We start from the raw sequence: 19,013 nt of genomic DNA, 5'->3' as shown, positions 1-19,013 counted from the left end.
GAGGGCCAGGCGGTAGCTCCCTGACGAAATGTTCATAAAGCAGCCAGAAAGGTCGTTATCGAGACTGTCTCTCATCGCCAGGCGGCGTGCCAGAGGGCGTGTTGTCGCGCATTGACGCTTTCGGCAAACCCCCTGTCGTTTTTGCATCGGGGCGCCTTTGGGCACAGGCATATGCTGGCCCCAAAGCGCCGGCACAAGGTTTGGCGCCAACTATTCAATAAAAGGGGACAGCCTGATGAGCCCAGCCGAACTTCACGCCGACAGCATCGTCATCGACGGCCTGATCATTGCCAAATGGAACCGCGAGCTGTTCGAGGACATGCGCAAAGGCGGGCTGACTGCGGCCAACTGCACGGTGTCGGTCTGGGAAGGCTTCAAGGCAACCGTCGACCAGATCGCCGCCAGCCAGAAGCTGATTCGCGACAATAGCGACCTGGTAATGCCGGTGCGCACCACCGCCGACATCCGCAAGGCCAAGGAACTGGGCAAGACCGGCATCCTCTTCGGCTTCCAGAACGCCCATGCGTTCGAAGACCAGATTGCCTACGTGGACGTGTTCAAGCAGCTGGGCGTGGGCATCGTGCAGATGTGCTACAACACCCAGAACCTGGTGGGCACCGGCTGCTACGAGCGTGACGGCGGCCTGTCGGGCTTCGGCCGCGAGATCGTGGCGGAAATGAACCGCGTCGGCATCATGTGCGACCTGTCCCACGTCGGCTCCAAAACCTCCGAAGAAGTCATCCTCGAATCGAAAAAACCGGTGTGCTACTCACACTGCCTGCCGTCGGGCCTGAAAGAGCACCCGCGCAACAAGTCGGACGAAGAACTGAAATTCATCGCCGACCACGGCGGCTTCGTTGGCGTGACCATGTTCGCGCCGTTCCTGGCCAAAGGCATCGACTCGACCATCGACGACTACGCCGAAGCCATCGAGTACACCATGAACATCGTCGGTGAAGACGCCATCGGTATCGGTACCGACTTCACCCAGGGCCACGGCCAGGACTTCTTCGAATACCTGACCCACGACAAGGGCTACGCCCGTCGCCTGACCAACTTTGGCAAGATCATCAACCCGCTGGGCATCCGCACCGTGGGCGAATTCCCCAACCTCACCGAAACCTTGCTAAAGCGCGGCCACTCCGAGCGCGTGGTGCGCAAGATCATGGGCGAGAACTGGGTCAACGTCCTCAAGGACGTCTGGGGCGAGTAAGCCGCTCTCCAAGCCTGATAGCCCCTGCCAGCAACGCCGGGGCACCCACATAAAAAATTTTATGGAGTTGAGTTTCCATGGCCAAGATCGCCCCGCAATTGCCAATCGAAGTCGACAGCGAGACCGGTGTCTGGACCAGCGACGCCTTGCCGATGCTGTATGTGCCGCGCCATTTCTTCGTCAACAACCACATCGGCATCGAGGAAGTGCTGGGCGCCGACGCCTACGCCGAGATCCTCTACAAAGCGGGCTACAAGTCTGCCTGGCACTGGTGTGAAAAAGAGGCCGAGTGCCATGGCCTGGAAGGCGTGGCGGTATTCGAGCACTACATGAAGCGCCTGAGCCAGCGGGGCTGGGGCCTGTTCGAAATCCAGGACATCGACCTGGACAAAGGCACCTGCAGCGTCAAGCTCAAGCATTCGGCGTTCGTGTACGTGTATGGCAAGTGTGGCCGCAAGGTCGACTACATGTTCACCGGCTGGTTCGCCGGCGCCATGGACCAGATTCTCGCTGCCCGCGGCAGCAAGATCCGCACCGTGGCCGAACAGGTCTACGGCGGGTCGGAAGAAGGCCACGAAGATGGCCTGTTCGTAACGAAGCCGTTGTAAGCCGGAGATAGCGTCATGGCATTCGAAGCAATGTTCCAGCCGATCCAGATCGGCAAGCTGACCATCCGCAACCGTGTGCTCAGCACCGCGCACGCCGAGGTCTACGCCACTGACGGCGGCATGACGACCGACCGCTACGTGAAGTACTACGAAGAAAAGGCCAAGGGTGGCATCGGCCTGGCGATCTGCGGCGGCTCGTCCGTCGTCGCCATCGACAGCCCGCAGGAGTGGTGGGCTTCGGTCAACCTGTCGACCGACCGCATCATCCCGCACTTCCAGAACCTGGCCGACGCCATGCACAAGCATGGCGCCAAGATCATGATCCAGATTACCCACATGGGCCGCCGCTCGCGCTGGGACGGCTTCAACTGGCCAACCCTGATGTCGCCGTCGGGTATCCGTGAACCGGTGCACCGCGCCACCTGCAAAACCATCGAGGTGGAAGAGATCTGGCGGGTGATCGGCAACTACGCGCAAGCGGCCCGTCGCGCCAAAGAGGGCGGCCTGGACGGTGTGGAACTGTCGGCGGTACACCAGCACATGATCGACCAGTTCTGGAGCCCACGGGTCAACAAGCGTACCGACGAATGGGGCGGCACCTTCGAAGGCCGCATGAAGTTCGGCCTGGAAGTACTGAAAGCCGTGCGCGCCGAAGTCGGTGACGACTTCTGCGTGGGCATGCGTATTTGTGGCGACGAGTTCCACCCCGATGGCCTCAGCCACGAGGACATGAAGCAGATCGCCGCGTACTACGACAGCACCGGCATGCTCGACTTCATTGGCGTGGTCGGCTCGGGTTGCGACACCCACAATACCCTGGCCAACGTCATTCCGAACATGAGCTACCCGCCGGAGCCGTTCCTGCACCTGGCGGCCGGCATCAAGGAAGTGGTCAAGGTTCCGGTGCTGCACGCGCAGAATATCAAGGACCCGAACCAGGCCACGCGAATCCTTGAAGGCGGCTACGTGGACATGGTCGGCATGACCCGTGCGCACATGGCCGACCCGCACCTGATCGCCAAGATCAAGATGGGCCAGATCGACCAGATCAAACAGTGCGTCGGTGCCAACTACTGCATCGACCGCCAGTACCAGGGCCTGGATGTGCTGTGCATCCAGAACGCCGCGACCTCCCGTGAATACATGGGCGTGCCGCACATCATCGAGAAGACCACCGGCGTCAAGCGCAAGGTGGTGGTGGTTGGCGCCGGCCCCGCTGGCATGGAAGCGGCCCGCGTGGCTGCCGAGCGCGGCCACGACGTGACCCTGTTCGAGAAAAAAGACCAGATCGGCGGGCAGATCACCATCGCCGCCAAGGCACCGCAGCGTGACCAGATTGCCGGTATCACCCGCTGGTACCAACTGGAGCTGGCGCGCCTGAAAGTGGACCTGCGCCTGGGTACTGCCGCAGACGTGGCCACCATTCAGGACCTGCGCCCGGACGTGATCGTATTGGCGGTAGGCGGGCATTCGTTCCTGGAGCAGAACGAGCACTGGGGCGCTGCCGAAGGCTTGGTGGTCAGCAGCTGGGATGTGCTCGACGGCAAGGTCGCGCCAGGCAAGAACGTGTTGGTGTACGACACCATCTGCGAATTCACCGGCATGTCGGTGGCCGACTTCATTGCCGACAAGGGCAGCCAGGTCGAGATCGTCACTGACGACATCAAGCCGGGCGTGGCCATGGGCGGCACCACCTTCCCGACCTACTACCGCAGCATGTACCCCAAAGAAGTGATCATGACCGGCGACATGATGCTGGAAAAGGTCTACCGCGAAGGCGACAAGCTGGTAGCGGTGCTGGAGAACGAATACACCGGCGCCAAGGAAGAGCGTGTGGTCGACCAGGTGGTGGTGGAAAACGGCGTGCGCCCTGACGAGCAGCTGTATTACGCGCTGAAGGAAGGTTCGCGCAACAAAGGCCAGATCGACGTGGAGGCGCTGTTCGCCATCAAGCCGCAGCCGATCCTCAGCCAGCCGGGCGAAGGCTACTTGCTGTACCGCATCGGCGACTGCGTGGCCCAGCGCAACGTGCATGCGGCGATCTACGACGCCTTGCGCCTGTGCAAGGACTTCTGATCGCACCGCCTCTCTAGAGGCGGGATTGGCCCCCCTGTAGGAGCGAGCGTAGCTCGCGATGGCGTCAGCCTTGGCAACCGGGTTGTCTGATCGGGCGCTATCGCGAGCTTCGCTCGCTCCTACAGGGGTCCGCGCCGCGCTTGAAAGTGGCGCAAGAATCCAGCTGTTGTGGGAGCCTCCCATGTTGAACACCCTTCTACCCATCCTGCTGTTCGCTGCCCTTGCCCTGGCAGTGCTCGGCGCCCTGCGCCGGGTGCGCATGTGGCGCCGTGGCCGGGCCGCCAAGGTCGACTTGATCGGCGGCCTGCTGGCCATGCCGCGCCGTTACCTGGTGGACCTGCACCACGTGGTCGAGCGCGACAAGTACATGTCCAAGACCCACGTGGCCACCGCCGGCGGCTTCGTGCTGTCGGCCGTGCTGGCGATCCTGGTGCATGGCTTTGGCCTGCAGAGCAAAATCCTTGGCTACGCACTGCTGGTGGCCACGGTGATCATGTTCAGCGGCGCTGTATTCGTCTTCAAACGCCGCCTCAACCCGCCTTCGCGTTTGTCCAAGGGCCCGTGGATGCGCTTGCCGAAGAGCCTGCTGGCATTCGCCGCGAGCTTCTTCATCGCCACCTTGCCGGTCGCCGGCATCCTGCCGGCCAACACCGGTGGCTGGGTGATGGTCGCCGTGCTCGGCCTTGGCGTGCTGTGGGGCGTGTCGGAGCTGTTCTTCGGCATGACCTGGGGCGGCCCGATGAAACACGCCTTCGCTGGTGCCCTGCACTTGGCCTGGCACCGCCGCGCCGAGCGTTTCGGCGGCGGCCGTTCCACCGGCCTCAAGCCGTTGGACCTGGAAGACCCGAACGCACCGCTGGGTGTGGAAAAACCGGCGGACTTCACCTGGAACCAGCTGCTGGGCTTCGATGCCTGCGTGCAGTGCGGTAAATGTGAAGCCATGTGCCCGGCCTTTGCCGCTGGCCAGCCGCTGAACCCGAAAAAACTCATCCAGGACATGGTTATCGGCCTGGCCGGTGGCACCGACGCTCAGTTCGCCGGCAGCCCGTACCCGGGCAAGCCGATCGGCGAACACGGCGGCCACCCACACCAGCCGATCGTCAATGGCCTGGTCGATGCCGAAACACTGTGGTCGTGCACCACCTGTCGTGCCTGCGTCGAGGAGTGCCCGATGATGATCGAGCACGTCGACGCCATCGTCGATATGCGCCGCCACCTCACCCTGGAAAAGGGCGCCACCCCGAACAAGGGCGCCGAGGTGCTGGACAACCTGATTGCCACCGACAACCCTGGCGGCTTCGCACCCGGTGGGCGCATGAACTGGGCCGCTGACCTCAACCTGCAACTGCTGTCGGAGGTGAAAGCCACCGAGGTACTGTTCTGGGTGGGCGATGGTGCCTTCGACATGCGTAACCAGCGCACGCTGCGTTCATTCGTCAAAGTATTGAAGGCCTCGGGCGTGGACTTTGCCGTGCTCGGCCTGGAAGAACGCGACAGTGGCGACGTAGCCCGCCGCCTGGGTGACGAAGCGACCTTCCAGCAACTGGCCAAGCGTAATATCCAGACCCTGGCCAAATACAAGTTCCAGCGCATCGTCACTTGCGACCCGCACAGCTTCCATGTGCTGAAGAATGAGTACGGCGCCTTGGGCGGCGACTATCAGGTGCAGCACCACAGCACCTACATCGCCGAACTGATTGCGGCCAAGAAACTCAACCTTGGCCAGCACAAGGGTGGCAGCGTCACCTATCACGACCCGTGCTACCTGGGCCGCTACAACGGCGAATACGAAGCCCCGCGCGAAGTGCTCAAGGCGCTGGGTATCGAAGTGCGCGAGATGCAGCGCTCGGGCTTCCGTTCCCGTTGCTGCGGCGGTGGTGGCGGTGCGCCGATCACTGACATCCCTGGCAAGCAACGTATCCCCGATATGCGCATGGACGACATCCGCGAGACCGAGGCCGAGCTGGTAGCCGTGGGTTGCCCGCAGTGCACCGCCATGCTCGAAGGCGTGGTCGAACCGCGTCCGCAGATCAAGGACCTGGCCGAGCTGGTGGCCGACGTGCTGATCGAAGAGGACGCGCCTGCTGCCCCAAAGCCGCAAACGGCTAAACGTGAACCTGCGGAGGTGCACTGATGAGCGACATTATCCGCCGCGACCCACGCGCCGAGTGGATCGCCCGTAACCGCCTGCACCCGCTGCATGCGGCGATGCAGACGCAGCAAACCCGCTGGATGGGGCCGAACGGCATCCTGCGCAAGAACCCCCATGCGCTTGCCGCAGGCTTTATCGGCCCGGCCGGCATCAAGCGTATCGACCGCAGCGGCGCCCAGCAGGGCACGGGTGTGGGCGGGCGACGCACGGCGGCGGCCGAGGTCAAGCTGCCATTGCACCAGGTGCCGGCGCCGGCGTTCTACATTGCCGTGGTACCGGACATGGTCGGTGGCCGCCTGAGCAGCCACGACCGCGACCTGCTCGGCCTGGCCCACAGCCTGGCCGGCAGCGACGGCGCAGTGCTGGCGGTGGTGTTCAACGAACACAAGGAAAGCAACTTTTCCACAGCCGGTGTCGACCGCTTGCTGGTTATCGAAGGCGAGGCCTTCGAGGGTTATGCACCCGAGCAGCTGGTGCAGGGCCTGCGGGCTGTGGATAACCAGTTCGCTCCACGCCACTGGCTGCTGCCCGACAGCCGCACCGGTGGTGGTGAGCTGGGCCGGCGCTTGGGCGCAGCGCTGGGTGAGCGCCCGGCAACGCGGGTATGGCAGGTCAAGGACGGTCAGTGCATCGGTCGCGCCGGTGCCGGCCAGCAAGATCTGCAGCGTGCCGTGCCGCGCCTGATTCTGGCAGCGGCCGAGTGCGCCGAACCGGTCAGCGAAACCCGCCACGAAGCGTTACCCGTGGAGTTATCCACAAGCGTGGCACGCAGCCTGCCGCGCATCGAAGACCTCGGCTCGGTGGCCGTCGACCCGGCCACCATTGCCATGGCCGAGGCCGAGTTCATCGTCTCGGGCGGTAACGGCGTCAAGGACTGGGACCTGTACCATCAGGCCACCGCTGCCCTCGGCGCGACCGAAGGCGCCTCGCGGGTGGCGGTGGACGACGGATTCATGCCGCGCAACCGCCAGGTGGGGGCTACCGGTACCTGGGTCACCGCGCGCGTGTACGTGGCTGTGGGTATCTCCGGGGCGATCCAGCACCTGCAGGGTATCGGCGCTTGCGACAAGGTCGTGGCGATCAACATGGACCCGGGCTGCGACATGATCAAACGGGCCGACCTGTCGGTGATTGGCGACAGTTCGGCAATTCTCAAGGCACTGATCGAGGCTGTGGACAACTACCGCAGCGGCGGCCAGCGCGACGCGGCATAAGGGCACGAGCATGAGTACGAAAGTGATCAGCCTGGTTTCCATCGGTGCTCACCCAAGCTCCGGCCGCGCCCGCCGCGCCGAGCAGGATGCCCGCGCTGTGGAACTGGGTTTGCAGCTTGCTGGGGATAACTTGCAGGTGGTACATGCCGGCGACCCACAGGAAGAAGCACTGCGCGCCTACCTGGGCATGGGCCTGGACCATCTGGATGTGCTGGAGCAGCCGGCCGGCGCCGATGTGCTGGGCGTGCTGGGTGAATACTTGCGCGACGCCGGAGCGCAATTGGTGCTGACCGGCAGCCAGGCCGAAACGGGCGAGGGCTCGGGCATGTTGCCGTTCCTGCTGGCGGAAAAACTCGGCTGGCCGTTGATCGTGGGGCTGGCCGAGGTGGAGTCGATCGACAACGGCACCGCCCAGGTATTGCAGGCACTACCGCGTGGTCAGCGGCGTCGGCTGAAAGTACGCCTGCCGTTGCTGGCGACTGTGGATAACGCTGCGCCCAAGCCGCGCCAGAGTGCCTTCGGGCCGGCGCGCCGTGGTGTTCTGGCGGCGCGTAATGTGGCCATCGTCGAAGATGAGCTACTGGGCGAAGCGGAGTTGCAGCCGGCGCGCCCGCGGCCCAAACGATTGAAGGTGATCAAGGCCAAGAGCGGTGCCGACCGGATGAAGGCGGCAACGGCCAAGGCCAGTGGCGGTGGCGGTAAGGTATTGAAGGATGTTTCGCCACAGGAAGGCGCCGAGGCCATCCTCAAGCTGCTGGTGGAAGAGGGCGTCCTGCGTTGAAATCTTACGCGGCCTCCGTATAGGAGCGGCCTTGTGTCGCGATGGGCTGCGCAGCAGCCCCGGCAATCTTGAGCCAGGTTCGAGATTTTGGGTCGCGCTGCGGCCCATCGTGACACAAGACCGCTTCATTCAATACCCAGCATCTAGCGAGCGGTTTTGCCCACCAAATCTGTTTGCCAAGCTGTGGACAAAGTGTTTGCGCAATGCTGTAGCCCTTTAAAATCAATGCCTTCAATGACTTGATCATTTTTTGATCATCCATTCTGTCCCGCTTGCAGCTCTCAGGCGTGGCAATTGCCCACAATCGCTGTTGGCCGGTTTGTGGATAACATGTTCGCCCATCACTGCAGGCCGCAAGTTTACTGGCTTGCAGTGAGTTGATTGATTTTCGATCAATTTCCCTTAAAGAGCGCTAAAGCTGCTGATTCCATGGGCCTTCTGGACTTTTCCACAGCCTTTCATACACCCCGATTGTCTTTCCCACATTATTTGTTGGTGCCTCTGTGGACAATGTGTTTGCAGAGGGCTGGGAGCCTTTAAACATGAGGCCTTTAGAAGGTTGGTTAAAAAACAACCAATGCAGCGCGGATCGGCATTCTTGATGGCTCAACCTTTTTGCACAGACGCAGCGATCACTTCTGTGGATAACCAATGCCGTCCACCTGTTATTTTTGCCAGTTTCCAATGGCGCTCCAGGCGATTAGCGTTGATGCAAATGGCTTGGGAGTGGCGCGTATGAACTTCGTGCACCTGCTGGCGACCGATAGCCTGCGTTCTGTAATGAATGACTCGACTGATGTGCGACGGGCCTATACGGCTTATGGCCTGGCAAACATCCAAGGTGGGCCGATGAGTGCCTTCTGTGGTGAATACAGAGATGCCTTGACGGGCTATTACCACCTGGGGAATGGGTATCGACAGTTCAATCCGGCGATCATGCGTTTCCACGGTCCGGATGGGTGGAGCCCGTTCGGTGATGGCGGTATCAATGCCTATGTTTATTGCACGGGTGATCCGATCAACAAGTCTGACTCCACGGGTCATGTCGGTTGGCTGCCTGTAATAGCTCAGGCGGCTTCGAGTATTTCGACGGCACTCGGAGCAATAAATCGCAGAGCTTCGGCTGTAGTCGAGCAGCGTATTCGAAGGTTCGCGGGACTGCCGGTCGCTCATGAACTTGCGCAAGCTGAGGCAGCGGACATGTTGTTTGGATATGCGTCTGGCATTATGGGCACTGGTGCCAATGTCGCGCGAAACGTCGTTGCCTCTCCAGCCGCTGTAGCCAACACACTCGCAGGGCAGCTTGTATGGATAGGGGCTGCTGGGAGCACCGGAGTTGCAGTTGCTACAAACCTGAATGCTTATCCGGTGTTCCGTTCTTGGACCAAAACTGCCAGAGCCAATGGCATGAACCCTGTGGGCGTGGCGTTTGAAGGCGCTGGGCAGGTGCTTGTGCCGCCCTTTGTGAGAAGGTTCGCAGAACGGTGGTTGGTGCGGACCGCAGAGAGGGTGGTTAGCGGAATCACCCATCTATATGGAGAGTCCGGGAGATCGCTTGCAGGCGGGTACGCTCTTGGCCAAGGGGAGGAGCTAACGAGCGTGGTGGTCGTGCTGCGTAATGGGGTCGAAGTTAGCCGCCCGTGAACCCATCACTACCGTGCCTCGCCCTGTAGGGCGAGGCACGGTAGTCATTTACTGCGCCTTCACTTCCTTCAGATATGGCGCCGGTTCCGCCCCCAGGTTCTCCAGCACGCGTTGGCTGTACCAATCGATGAAGTTCACCACACCAAACTCGTAAGTCTTCGAGTAAGGCCCTGGCTGGTAAGCCGTGGAGTTGATCCCACGCTGGTTCTCTTCCGCCAGGCGACGATCCTGGTCGTTGGTGGCGTCCCACACTTTGCGCATGCGCTCAGGGTCGTAGTCCACACCCTCTACTGCATCCTTGTGCACCAGCCACTTGGTGGTGACCATGGTCTCCTGGGCGCTGATCGGCCACACCGTGAACACGATCATGTGGTCGCCCATGCAGTGGTTCCACGAGTGCGGCAGGTGCAGGATGCGCATCGAGCCCAGGTCCGGGTTCTTGATGCGGCCCATCAGCTTCTGGCAGGCCTGCTTGCCGTCCATGGTCATCGACACCGTTCCCTTGAGCAGCGGCATGCGCACGATGCGGTTACGCAGGCCGTGGCTCTTGTGCAGGTACGGGATCTTCTCGGCTTCCCATGCAGCAGCGGAGGCGGCCACATGGTCCTTGAATTCCTGGCTGGCGCGCGGGTCGTTGGTGTCGTCCCACTCCAGCAGGGTTTGCAGCAGCTCCGGGTGCGAACCGCTGCAGTGGTAGCACTCGCGGTTGTTTTCCAGTACCAGCTTCCAGTTGGCCTTTTCCATCAAGGTGGTTTGCACCGCCACCTTGGTGTTCTCCATGTCGTAGGGTTCCATGTAGTGTTCCAGGGTGGCCAGGAACTCGTCGATGGCGGGCGGGTTTTCCGCCAGGCTGATGAAGATGTAGCCACCGGCGACCTTCACGTTCACAGGCTTGAGGCCGTACTGCTTCATGTCGAAGTCGGCGCCCATTTCAGTGCCGGCGAACAGCAGGCGGCCATCCAGTTCATAGGTCCACTGGTGGTAATGGCACACCAGCTTGGCCACTTTGCCTTTGTCGCTGACGCACAGACGCGAACCGCGATGGCGGCACACGTTGTGGAAGGCGTGCACCTTGCCTTCGGCACCACGCACTACCAGGATCGGGTTGTTGCCGATCTGCAGGGTGATGTAGTTGCCTTTCGCCGGGATTTCGCAAGTCATGCCGGCGATCAGCCATTCCTTCTGGAAGATCTCCTGCATGTCGATCTGGAACAGACGCTCGTCGGTGTAGAAAGGCTGGGGCAGCGAGTAGGTGCGCTCGCGGGTCTGCAGCATCTCGGCGGTGGCCTTGCGTGCAGGTTCCAGTGGATCGCCCAGGCTCAGGGTTGCGGTGACGTCCATCGTGTATTCCTCGGGGCCGTGTGCGGCCGGCAAAAGGTGGCTAATCGTTGTTGTGGTGCCGCAAGGCTGCTTATCAAGAAACAGCGTGTTGTTTTGCCGTGGAGTGTGCGTCCGAAGGCGCCGCGAACCGTATCCATGGGCGACATGGCCGATTTGAATTACGACGCGCCAGCCCTTGTAGCGCGGGGCTGGTCGCGATAAGCACGCCGATGTCGCTGGCAGGAATGTACGCCGTCGCCAGCTTGCGCATTATCCAAGCCATAAAAAGCCCGATAGTCGGCTGCTGGAGATGAACATGTCCGATACCTTCCTTAATCCGGTCACCACCCAGACCTGGGCCAACGGCCGCCACATCGTGCGCTGCGTCAAGGTCATTCAGGAGACCTGGGACGTGCGCACCTTCTGCTTCATGGCCGACCAGCCGATCATGTTCTTCTTCAAGCCAGGGCAGTTCGTCACCCTGGAGCTGGAGATCGAAGGCAAGCCGGTGATGCGTTCCTACACCATTTCCAGTTCGCCGTCGGTGCCCTACAGCTTCTCGATTACCGTCAAGCGTGTGCCGGGTGGCCTGGTATCGAACTTCCTGCACGACACCATGCACGAAGGCGCCGAGCTGCCGGTGCATGGCCCGGTGGGGCTGTTCAACGCCATCGACTTCCCGGCGGGCAAGATCCTGTACCTTTCAGGCGGCGTGGGCATTACCCCGGTGATGTCCATGGCGCGCTGGTTCTACGACACCAATGCCAATGTCGACATGGTGTTCGTGCATAGCGCCCGTTCGCCGAAGGACATCATCTACCACCGCGAGCTGGAGCAGATGGCCTCGCGCATCCCCAACTTCAGCCTGCACATCATTTGCGAGAAGCACGGCCTGGGCGAGCCGTGGGCGGGGTATCGCGGCTACCTGAACCAGCGGCTGATGGAGCTGATCGCGCCGGACTACATGGAGCGCGTGGTGTTCTGCTGCGGCCCTACACCCTACATGACGGCGGTCAAGCGCATGCTCGAAGCGGTCGGCTTCGACATGAAGAACTACCACGAGGAATCGTTCGGCGCGACACCGGCCGAGGCCAAGGCCGATGCGGTGGAGCACGCCGAGCAGGCGGCCGATGCACCGGAGCTGGATGTTTCCGACCTCAACCTGGTGGAGTTCATCGGCAGCGAGAAGAGCATCCGCGTTGCACCTGGCGAGACCGTGCATGCGGCGGCGGCCAAGGTTGGCCTGATGATCCCGAAAGCCTGCGGGATGGGCATTTGCGGCACCTGCAAGGTGCTCAAGCTGGGCGGCGAAGTGGAGATGGAGCACAACGGCGGCATCACCGAAGAGGACGAAGCCGAAGGCTACATCCTGTCGTGCTGCAGCGTGCCGAAAGGGGATGTACGAATCGATTACTGATCCGAGATTGCAGGAGCTGCAGAGCGGCTCCTGCTTTATTGCAGAACTAGCAAATCTATCAGTTTCAGAATACCGGATGGTTAAGTAAGGTTACTAACCGTCTGGACGATTTATATGATGCAACACGCTTCGATGGCCGTGAATATATGCCGTGCGGTGTCGTATGCCCCTTACGGCGTACAGTCCTGCAGTTCTACTTCATCACTTGCATTCAATGGTGAGCGCCAAGATCGTTTCACTGGAAATTATCTGCTCGGCAGCAGAAGAGCATACAGCCCGGCTTTAAGGCGATTCTTGTCAGCCGACCAACTGAGCCCTTTTTCCAAGGGCGGCATCAATGCTTACGTCTACTGCCTGTGCGATCCAGTCAACAGGTGTGATCCAAGTGGCGCGTTCAGCATCCTCTCACTGCTCAAAAGAGTTGTATGGCTAGGCGCGCGGCTCAAAGTTGCCTTTTCGGGGCCTAGCAAGCTAAAGCGGATGGCTGAAATAGCGAAATGGACTGCCGGTGTCGGCGGCGCCATGGCTGCTTATGAAATACCTGGTAGTCAGGCGTTGGTTACTGCTGGAAGTATTGTAAGCGTCGGGTTGAAAGCGGCCTCGGTTAGCAAGGCCCTGAAGAAGCAGGTTGAAAAAGGCCCAGGGCCTTTTTTGATGGATTTATCCAAGGCTAAGTTTTCGCCCTTTGTTGGCCCTGTGGCCAGCAGGTCTTCAAATCCCGTTGAAGCCGCTGTAAAGATCAGGGCCGCAACGCGGCCCTAAGTGCTTCAGGTCAAGTACGGAAGCGTGCCACCAACCCATTCAAATCCACCGCCAGGCGAGACAACTCGGCACTCGCCGCGCTGGTCTGATGTGCCCCGGTAGCACTCTGTACCGACAGGTCATTGATGTTCACCAGGTTGCGGTCTACTTCCCGCGCCACCTGCGCCTGTTCTTCCGCCGCGCTGGCAATCACCAGGTTACGCTCGTTGATCTGCGCCACGGCTCCCGCGATGGTATCCAGCGCCATACCGGCGCCACGGGCAATGTTGAGAGTCGATTCAGCACGTTCGGTGCTGGTGCGCATCGACTCGACAGCTTCCTCCGTACCCCCTTGAATGCTGCCGATCATTCGTTCGATTTCGCTGGTCGATTGCTGGGTGCGATGTGCCAATGCCCGCACTTCGTCCGCCACCACGGCAAAACCACGGCCTGCCTCACCCGCGCGTGCGGCCTCGATGGCGGCGTTCAACGCCAGCAGGTTGGTCTGGTCGGCCAGGCCACGGATCACGTCGAGAACCTTGCCAATGTCGCGCGACTGTTCGGCCAGGTGAGAAATCAATTTGGCAGTGGCTTGCACATCGCCGCTCATGCGCTCGATGGCCCCCACGGTCTCCATCACCAGGTCACGACCGTCGCCGGTGGAGCGGCTGGCTTCACTGGAGGCTTCCGAGGTGCTCACGGCATTGCGCGCCACTTCTTCCACCGCGCTGGTCATTTCGGTAACGGCGGTGGCGGCCTGTTCGATCTCGTTGTTCTGTTGTTGCAGGCCACGGGCGCTTTCGTCGGTGACGGCATTGAGCTCTTCGGCCGCCGAGGCCAACTGGGTGGCGGAGCCGGCAATTTGCTGCAGGGTGTCACGCAGCTTGTCCTGCATGCGGGCCATGGCGCGTAGCAGGCGGGCGGCTTCGTCGGTGCCTTCGGCGCGGATGATGTGGGTCAGGTCACCGTCGGCGACCTGTTCGGCGCTTTTGAGCGCTTCTTCGATCGGCTTGACGATGCTGCGGGTCAGCAGGAAGGCGCAGGCGAACGTCAGCACGGTGGCGGCAACCAGCAGGCCGATCACCAGGGCGAAGGCGGCCGCGTACTGGCTGGCGGCTTTGTCGTTGGTGGCGCGGGTCTGGTCGGTGTTGATACGCACCAAGGTATCCATGACCTTGTTGATCTGCTCGGAGTTGGCCAGCAGGTCGCGGTTCAGCAGGTCGCGCAGCTCATCCAGGCGGTCGGCCTGGCTCAGCGTGCGCATGCGCGACTCCAGCTGGCGGTACTGGTTGAGCAACTGGCCGTACTCGTCGAACGCGGCCTGTTCGTCGGCGGCGCCGATCATCGGCAGGTAAGCCTGGCGTGCGCGGTCGATCTGGCTGTTGCGCTGGTCCAGCAGGTTGAGGGTATCGCGTTGGGTTTCTGGCTCGCGGTTGAGCAACAGGCGGTAGGAAAGGGTGCGCATGCGCAGGTTCAGCGCGGTGATTTCGTCGAGGATTTTGATGCTGGGCACGCTGACTTGCTCGATGGCAACGCCAGCCTGGCGGATGTTGCCCATCTGCACCAGGGAGAAGATACCAAGGCCGAGCATCAGCAGGCCGATGAGCGCGAAGCCGAGCAGCGCGCGCGGGGCGATATTCATGTTGCGTAGGGACATGGCGAGGAGGATCCAGGCAAGGGGAAAGTGCGACAAAACGTGACTTGCCGGGCTATCGGTCGTGACCGGCCAGTCTTGAGTGCGACCGGCAAAAATTGTGAGGTAGCTAACCTTTTCCTGACCGGCGGTTGACCCATGTCGGAACAAGGGGGCGGTTACCCTGTCAATCTGCGGGTTCGACACCTTATGAACCCGATATTTAATGGCGATGGGCGGCACTTTTCTTTATCGTGTGCGCCCCTCGCAACAACCTGAGATAGACCCATGCTGGAAGCATCCCTGAATCAAATCGAGCAACTGGTCAGCGACCTGATGCAGAAAAACGCTCAACTCACCGAGCAGAACACCGCCCTCGGCCAGGAACTGGCCCAGGCCAAGGAAGAGAACGAAACCCTGCAGCTGTCGCTGATGGAGCAGGAAGAGAAGAACGGTGCTACCGCAGCACGCATCCAGGCCCTGGTCGAGCGCGCCAGCGCGGGCGTTGTCGACGCATGAGACTGCAAGAGCAGCCGATCAATGTGGTGTCGATTCTCGGCATCGACTATTCGATCAAGGCGCCCGAAGGCCAGGAAGAAACCTTGGCCCAGGCGGTACGGATGCTCAACACTGCCCTGAACGAGACCAAGCGTCAGTACCCGACCTTGATCGGTGACAAGCTGCTGGTGCTGGCTGCCCTCAACCTGTGCTCCAAGCAGGTCGAACTGCAGAAAGAGCATCAGCAGACCCTTGCGCGTACCCAGGCGCAGATCGACGCCACCGTGGACGCCATCGTCCGGACCATTGCAGAGTCCTGATCGATAGCTTGGGGCGCTTCGCGCCCCTTTCGCGACACAAGCCGCTCTTGTAGGAGCAGCCTTGTGCTGCGAATGGGCTGCACAGCAGCCCCAAAGGCCCAACTCATTGTTCCAGGTCACTGGATTAACTGGATACGCAAGTGTATACACTTCCCGCAAAACAATAATGTGCGGGGAGTAGGGGCATGCGTATCTGGCGTAGAAGCATCCAGTGGCAATTGATCACCAGCATGGGCGCCGCCTTGCTGGCCAGCATCCTGGTCGTGGTCATCATCTTCACCGTGGCGCTCAACCGCCTCACCGAGCGCTACCTGGTCGACACTGCCCTGCCAGCCAGCATCGAAGCCATCCGCAACGACATCGAGCGCATGCTCGGCCAGCCGTTGGTGGCAGCGGCGGACATCGCCGGCAACACACTGCTGCGCGACTGGCTGGCTGCCGGTGAAGATCCCGCCCAGGCAGCGCAATTCAGCGAGTACCTGACCGCCGCCAAACAGCGCAACCAGGCCTTCACTGCCCTGTTCGCCTCGACCGAAACTGGCCACTACTACAACGAGAACGGCTTGGACCGCACCCTCAGCCGCAGCAATCCCAAGGACAAGTGGTTCTACGGCTACATCGACAGCGGCGCCGAGCGGTTGATCAACATCGACATCGATGGTGCCACCGGCGAGCTGGCGCTGTTCATCGACTACCGCGTGGAAAAAGATGGCCAGTTGGTCGGTGTGGCCGGCATGGGCCTGCGCATGACCGAGCTGTCGAAGTTGATCCACGACTTCAGTTTCGGCGAGCACGGCAAAGTGTTTCTGGTGCGTAACGATGGCCTGATCCAGGTGCATCCTGACGCGGCTTTCAGTGGCAAACGCCAACTCACCGAGCAGCTTGGCGCGGACGCCGCCAAGGGCGTCATGAGCGCAGGCGAGGGGCTGCGCAGTAGCCGCTTCAGCCGTGACGGCGAAAGCTACCTGGCACTTGGTTTGCCACTGCGCGACCTCAACTGGACCCTGGTGGCCGAAGTGCCAGAGTCGGAAATCTATGCACAAATGCACCAGGCCGTCTGGTTGACCAGCGTGATCGGTGGCGCCGTGGCCCTGCTGTCCTTGCTGCTGGTAGTGCTGATGGCGCGCGGTCTGGTGCGGCCGATCCGCCGCGTGACTGCCGCATTGGTGCAGATTGGCAGCGGCGCGGGTGACCTCAGCCACCGTCTGGATGATTCGCGCCAGGATGAGCTGGGCGACCTGGCCCGGGGTTTCAACCGCTTCCTCGACAGCCAGCGCAGCCTGATCGGTGAGGTATTGAGCACCTCCGAGCGGCTGCACCGGGCTGTGGAGCAGGTGACCCAGGTGGTGGACAACACGGCCGAGCGTTCCGGGCGGCAGCAGGAAATGACCGAAATGGTCGCCACCGCCGTGCACGAGATGGGCCTGACCGTGCAGGACATCGCCCGCAATGCCGGCGATGCGGCGCAAGCCTCGCAGTCGGCACGGGATGAGGCGTTGCAGGCGCGAGAAGTCGTGCAGCGCTCTATTCGTGGCATCGAGGGCATGTCGGGCGACATCGGCAAGGCCGCCGATGCAGTCACTCAGTTGGCCGATGAAGTGGCCTCGATCGATGAAGTGCTCGCGGTTATCCGCAGCATTTCCGAGCAGACCAATTTGGTGGCGCTGAACGCTGCCATCGAAGCCGCGCGGGCAGGGGAAATGGGGCGCGGTTTTGCTGTGGTGGCCGATGAGGTGCGCACGCTGGCCCGGCGCACACAGCTGTCCACCGACGAAGTGCAGCAGATGATCCAGCGTCTGAAGCAGGGCGCGGGGTCGGCTGTGAGTTCGATGCAGGCGGGGCAGCAGGCGACCGGCAGTGGTGTGGAATCGAGCCAGCGCACCGGGGCATCGCTGGGGGCGATTACCGACCAGGTGGAGCACATCAGCGATATGAACCATCAGGTGGCCACGGCGACGGAAGAGCAGTCGGCGGTGACCGAGGAAATCAACCGGACGGTGCAGGGGATTTCCGACTTGGCGCGGGAGACGGCGGCGGAGGTGCAAGGGTGCCGCGAGGAGTGCCAGGCGTTGCGTGGGCTGGCTGATGATCTGGCGCGGCAGATGGGTGGGTTCAGGCTTTAGAGCGAGGTTGGTTTCTTCGCGGGCAAGCCCGCGAAGAGGCCCTGTCAGGCGCTGATGATGCTACGGATATCCGCTGCTAGCTCACGCACCCGCTCTTCCTCGGTATCCCACGAGCACATGAACCGCGCGCCGCCGCTACCAATGAAGGTATAGAACCGCCATCCCTTGCCCCGCAGTGCTTCGATCGCATGCTCCGGCATCTGCAGGAACACCCCGTTGGCTTCCACCGGGAACATCAGCTCCACACCTGGCAAGTCACTCACCAGCGAGGCCAGCAGCTGCGCGCAATGGTTGGCGTGGTTGCCATGGCGCAGCCAGGCGCCATCTTCCAGCAGCCCGACCCATGGCGCCGACAAGAAGCGCATTTTCGACGCCAGTTGCCCGGCCTGCTTGCAGCGGTAGTCGAAGTCTTCGGCCAGTTGGCGGTTGAAGAACAGGATCGCCTCGCCCACCGCCATGCCGTTCTTGGTGCCGCCAAAGCACAACACATCCACGCCGGCCTTCCAGGTCAGCTCGGCTGGGCTGCAGCCCAGGAACGCGCAGGCATTGGTAAAGCGTGCGCCGTCCATGTGCAGGTTCAGGCCCAGCTCCTTGCAGGTGGCGCTGATCGCCTTCAGCTCGTCGGGGCGGTACACCGTGCCCACTTCAGTGGCCTGGGTAATGGTCACCACGCGGGGCTTGGGGTAGTGGATATCCTGGCGCTTGAGCGCCACGTCGCGGATCGACTGCGGCGTCAGCTTGCCGTTGACGCTGGCCGCCGTCAGCAGCTTGGAGCCGTTGGAGAAGAACTCCGGCGCGCCGCATTCGTCGGTTTCGACGTGGGCGGTCTCGGAGCAGATCACGCTGTGGTAGCTCTGGCACAGCGAGGCCAGGGCCAGGGAGTTGGCCGCGGTGCCGTTGAAGGCGAAGAACACTTCGCAGTCGGTTTCGAACAAGTTGCGGAAGTACTCCGACGCACGTTCGGTCCACTGGTCGTCGCCGTAGGCGCGGTCGTGGCCATGGTTGGCTTTTTCCATCGCCGCCCAGGCTTCGGGGCAGATACCGGAATAGTTGTCGCTGGCGAATTGTTGGCTCTTATCTGTCATGACACTGTCCTGTGAACGACGCAGAACAGCACTCTAAACCATCGATTCAGCAGTTGCCTATACAAGCTGTGCATCATCGGGTTGCTGTGGCGTTTGTGCTGGCCTCTTCGCGGGCACGCCCGCTCCCACAGGGTTTGTACCAGGGCCTTGCAAGGTGTTGGCCCAGACCTGCGGGGGCGCTGTGGGAG

General features: G+C 61.8%; 16 protein-coding genes and 2 pseudogenes. 13 read left to right on the top strand and 5 right to left on the bottom strand.

Annotated elements, in window-relative coordinates; translation table 11 throughout:
* The first annotated feature begins 235 nt into the window (after positions 1–235).
* From ACNFBR_RS19030 to ACNFBR_RS19005, 6 genes are all read left to right on the top strand, one after another.
* Entirely contained in the window at positions 236–1,213 is a 978-nt protein-coding gene (locus ACNFBR_RS19030; RefSeq protein ID WP_016497618.1) for a dipeptidase, read from the top strand.
* Positions 1,214–1,290: 77 nt separating this feature from the next.
* Complete coding sequence (locus ACNFBR_RS19025) at positions 1,291–1,821, top strand: DUF5943 domain-containing protein (protein ID WP_008091518.1); 531 nt, start codon at positions 1,291–1,293, stop codon at positions 1,819–1,821.
* Between the two features lie 15 nt (positions 1,822–1,836).
* Complete coding sequence (gene dgcA, locus ACNFBR_RS19020) at positions 1,837–3,897, top strand: dimethylglycine demethylation protein DgcA (RefSeq protein ID WP_416736303.1); 2,061 nt, start codon at positions 1,837–1,839, stop codon at positions 3,895–3,897.
* Between the two features lie 181 nt (positions 3,898–4,078).
* Positions 4,079–6,031, top strand: coding sequence for a dimethylglycine demethylation protein DgcB (dgcB, locus tag ACNFBR_RS19015; protein ID WP_416736302.1), 1,953 nt, complete (start codon positions 4,079–4,081; stop codon positions 6,029–6,031).
* Positions 6,031–7,263 carry an electron transfer flavoprotein subunit alpha/FixB family protein gene (locus tag ACNFBR_RS19010; protein ID WP_416736301.1) on the top strand — a complete coding sequence of 411 codons (1,233 nt, stop codon included), beginning with the start codon at positions 6,031–6,033 and terminating at the stop codon, positions 7,261–7,263. Before dgcB ends, ACNFBR_RS19010 begins: the two co-directional genes overlap by 1 nt.
* Before the next feature lie 10 nt (positions 7,264–7,273).
* Positions 7,274–8,044 carry an electron transfer flavoprotein subunit beta gene (locus tag ACNFBR_RS19005; protein WP_416736300.1) on the top strand — a complete coding sequence of 257 codons (771 nt, stop codon included), beginning with the start codon at positions 7,274–7,276 and terminating at the stop codon, positions 8,042–8,044.
* A gap of 4 nt (positions 8,045–8,048) precedes the next feature.
* Here ACNFBR_RS19005 and ACNFBR_RS19000 read toward each other — a convergent pair whose 3' ends face one another.
* A complete protein-coding gene (locus ACNFBR_RS19000; protein WP_416736299.1) occupies positions 8,049–8,291 on the bottom strand; it encodes a hypothetical protein in 243 nt (80 codons plus the stop codon).
* Between the two features lie 488 nt (positions 8,292–8,779).
* Between ACNFBR_RS19000 and ACNFBR_RS18995 the strand changes: the two genes are divergently transcribed.
* On the top strand, positions 8,780–9,688 hold the full coding sequence (locus ACNFBR_RS18995) for an RHS repeat-associated core domain-containing protein (protein WP_416736298.1): 909 nt from the start codon (positions 8,780–8,782) through the stop codon (positions 9,686–9,688).
* A gap of 48 nt (positions 9,689–9,736) precedes the next feature.
* Here ACNFBR_RS18995 and gbcA read toward each other — a convergent pair whose 3' ends face one another.
* Positions 9,737–11,029: a glycine-betaine demethylase subunit GbcA gene (gbcA, locus tag ACNFBR_RS18990; protein WP_416736297.1), complete on the bottom strand. Its 1,293-nt coding sequence runs from the start codon at positions 11,027–11,029 to the stop codon at positions 9,737–9,739.
* Between the two features lie 295 nt (positions 11,030–11,324).
* Here gbcA and gbcB point away from each other — a divergent pair, with 295 nt between their 5' ends.
* Together gbcB and ACNFBR_RS18980 are read left to right on the top strand one after the other, a co-directional pair.
* Positions 11,325–12,425, top strand: coding sequence for a glycine-betaine demethylase subunit GbcB (gene gbcB / locus ACNFBR_RS18985; RefSeq protein ID WP_416736296.1), 1,101 nt, complete (start codon positions 11,325–11,327; stop codon positions 12,423–12,425).
* 114 nt (positions 12,426–12,539) lie between these two features.
* Positions 12,540–13,187 carry an RHS repeat-associated core domain-containing protein gene (locus ACNFBR_RS18980; RefSeq protein ID WP_416736295.1) on the top strand — a complete coding sequence of 216 codons (648 nt, stop codon included), beginning with the start codon at positions 12,540–12,542 and terminating at the stop codon, positions 13,185–13,187.
* A gap of 10 nt (positions 13,188–13,197) precedes the next feature.
* Here ACNFBR_RS18980 and ACNFBR_RS18975 read toward each other — a convergent pair whose 3' ends face one another.
* Positions 13,198–14,061, bottom strand: coding sequence for a methyl-accepting chemotaxis protein (locus tag ACNFBR_RS18975; RefSeq protein ID WP_416736415.1), 864 nt, complete (start codon positions 14,059–14,061; stop codon positions 13,198–13,200).
* Positions 14,053–14,808 (bottom strand): annotated as a pseudogene (locus tag ACNFBR_RS18970) (MCP four helix bundle domain-containing protein); the annotation flags it as partial. The gene ACNFBR_RS18975 and the pseudogene ACNFBR_RS18970, both read right to left, overlap by 9 nt.
* Positions 14,809–15,087: 279 nt before the next feature.
* On the opposite strand from ACNFBR_RS18970, the gene ACNFBR_RS18965 reads away from it, so the two are divergent.
* From ACNFBR_RS18965 to ACNFBR_RS18950, 4 genes and pseudogenes are all read left to right on the top strand, one after another.
* Complete coding sequence (locus tag ACNFBR_RS18965; protein ID WP_416736294.1) at positions 15,088–15,318, top strand: hypothetical protein; 231 nt, start codon at positions 15,088–15,090, stop codon at positions 15,316–15,318.
* On the top strand, positions 15,315–15,617 hold the full coding sequence (locus ACNFBR_RS18960; RefSeq protein ID WP_012270116.1) for a cell division protein ZapA: 303 nt from the start codon (positions 15,315–15,317) through the stop codon (positions 15,615–15,617). The genes ACNFBR_RS18965 and ACNFBR_RS18960 overlap by 4 nt, the downstream gene beginning before the upstream one ends.
* A gap of 185 nt (positions 15,618–15,802) precedes the next feature.
* Positions 15,803–16,876 (top strand): annotated as a pseudogene (locus ACNFBR_RS18955) (cache domain-containing protein); the annotation flags it as partial.
* A gap of 126 nt (positions 16,877–17,002) precedes the next feature.
* Positions 17,003–17,740, top strand: a complete 738-nt coding sequence (locus ACNFBR_RS18950; RefSeq protein ID WP_416736414.1) for a methyl-accepting chemotaxis protein — start codon at positions 17,003–17,005, stop codon at positions 17,738–17,740.
* Between the two features lie 44 nt (positions 17,741–17,784).
* On the opposite strand, the gene ACNFBR_RS18945 is transcribed toward ACNFBR_RS18950, so the two are convergent.
* The gene (locus ACNFBR_RS18945; RefSeq protein WP_416736293.1) at positions 17,785–18,825 is read right to left on the bottom strand and encodes a low specificity L-threonine aldolase; all 1,041 of its coding nucleotides are present in this window, start codon (positions 18,823–18,825) and stop codon (positions 17,785–17,787) included.
* Positions 18,826–19,013 lie beyond the last annotated feature (188 nt).

The organism is Pseudomonas sp. NY11955 (assembly GCF_048068035.1).
GTDB lineage: Bacteria > Pseudomonadota > Gammaproteobacteria > Pseudomonadales > Pseudomonadaceae > Aquipseudomonas.
Note: the sequence above shows the minus strand (reverse complement) of the source record. Positions and strands in the feature narration are given on the sequence as shown.

Bases quoted from the DNA above. Each gene is read 5' to 3' on its own strand.
- ACNFBR_RS19030 (WP_016497618.1), top strand. From the start codon at position 236: ATGAGCCCAGCCGAACTTCACGCCGACAGCATCGTCATCGACGGCCTG.
- ACNFBR_RS19025 (WP_008091518.1), top strand. From the start codon at position 1,291: ATGGCCAAGATCGCCCCGCAATTGCCAATCGAAGTCGACAGCGAGACC.
- dgcA (WP_416736303.1), top strand. From the start codon at position 1,837: ATGGCATTCGAAGCAATGTTCCAGCCGATCCAGATCGGCAAGCTGACC.
- dgcB (WP_416736302.1), top strand. From the start codon at position 4,079: ATGTTGAACACCCTTCTACCCATCCTGCTGTTCGCTGCCCTTGCCCTG.
- ACNFBR_RS19010 (WP_416736301.1), top strand. From the start codon at position 6,031: ATGAGCGACATTATCCGCCGCGACCCACGCGCCGAGTGGATCGCCCGT.
- ACNFBR_RS19005 (WP_416736300.1), top strand. From the start codon at position 7,274: ATGAGTACGAAAGTGATCAGCCTGGTTTCCATCGGTGCTCACCCAAGC.
- ACNFBR_RS19000 (WP_416736299.1), bottom strand. From the start codon at position 8,291: ATGATCAAGTCATTGAAGGCATTGATTTTAAAGGGCTACAGCATTGCG.
- ACNFBR_RS18995 (WP_416736298.1), top strand. From the start codon at position 8,780: ATGAACTTCGTGCACCTGCTGGCGACCGATAGCCTGCGTTCTGTAATG.
- gbcA (WP_416736297.1), bottom strand. From the start codon at position 11,029: ATGGACGTCACCGCAACCCTGAGCCTGGGCGATCCACTGGAACCTGCA.
- gbcB (WP_416736296.1), top strand. From the start codon at position 11,325: ATGTCCGATACCTTCCTTAATCCGGTCACCACCCAGACCTGGGCCAAC.
- ACNFBR_RS18980 (WP_416736295.1), top strand. From the start codon at position 12,540: ATGATGCAACACGCTTCGATGGCCGTGAATATATGCCGTGCGGTGTCG.
- ACNFBR_RS18975 (WP_416736415.1), bottom strand. From the start codon at position 14,061: ATGCAGGACAAGCTGCGTGACACCCTGCAGCAAATTGCCGGCTCCGCC.
- ACNFBR_RS18965 (WP_416736294.1), top strand. From the start codon at position 15,088: ATGCTGGAAGCATCCCTGAATCAAATCGAGCAACTGGTCAGCGACCTG.
- ACNFBR_RS18960 (WP_012270116.1), top strand. From the start codon at position 15,315: ATGAGACTGCAAGAGCAGCCGATCAATGTGGTGTCGATTCTCGGCATC.
- ACNFBR_RS18950 (WP_416736414.1), top strand. From the start codon at position 17,003: ATGACCGAAATGGTCGCCACCGCCGTGCACGAGATGGGCCTGACCGTG.
- ACNFBR_RS18945 (WP_416736293.1), bottom strand. From the start codon at position 18,825: ATGACAGATAAGAGCCAACAATTCGCCAGCGACAACTATTCCGGTATC.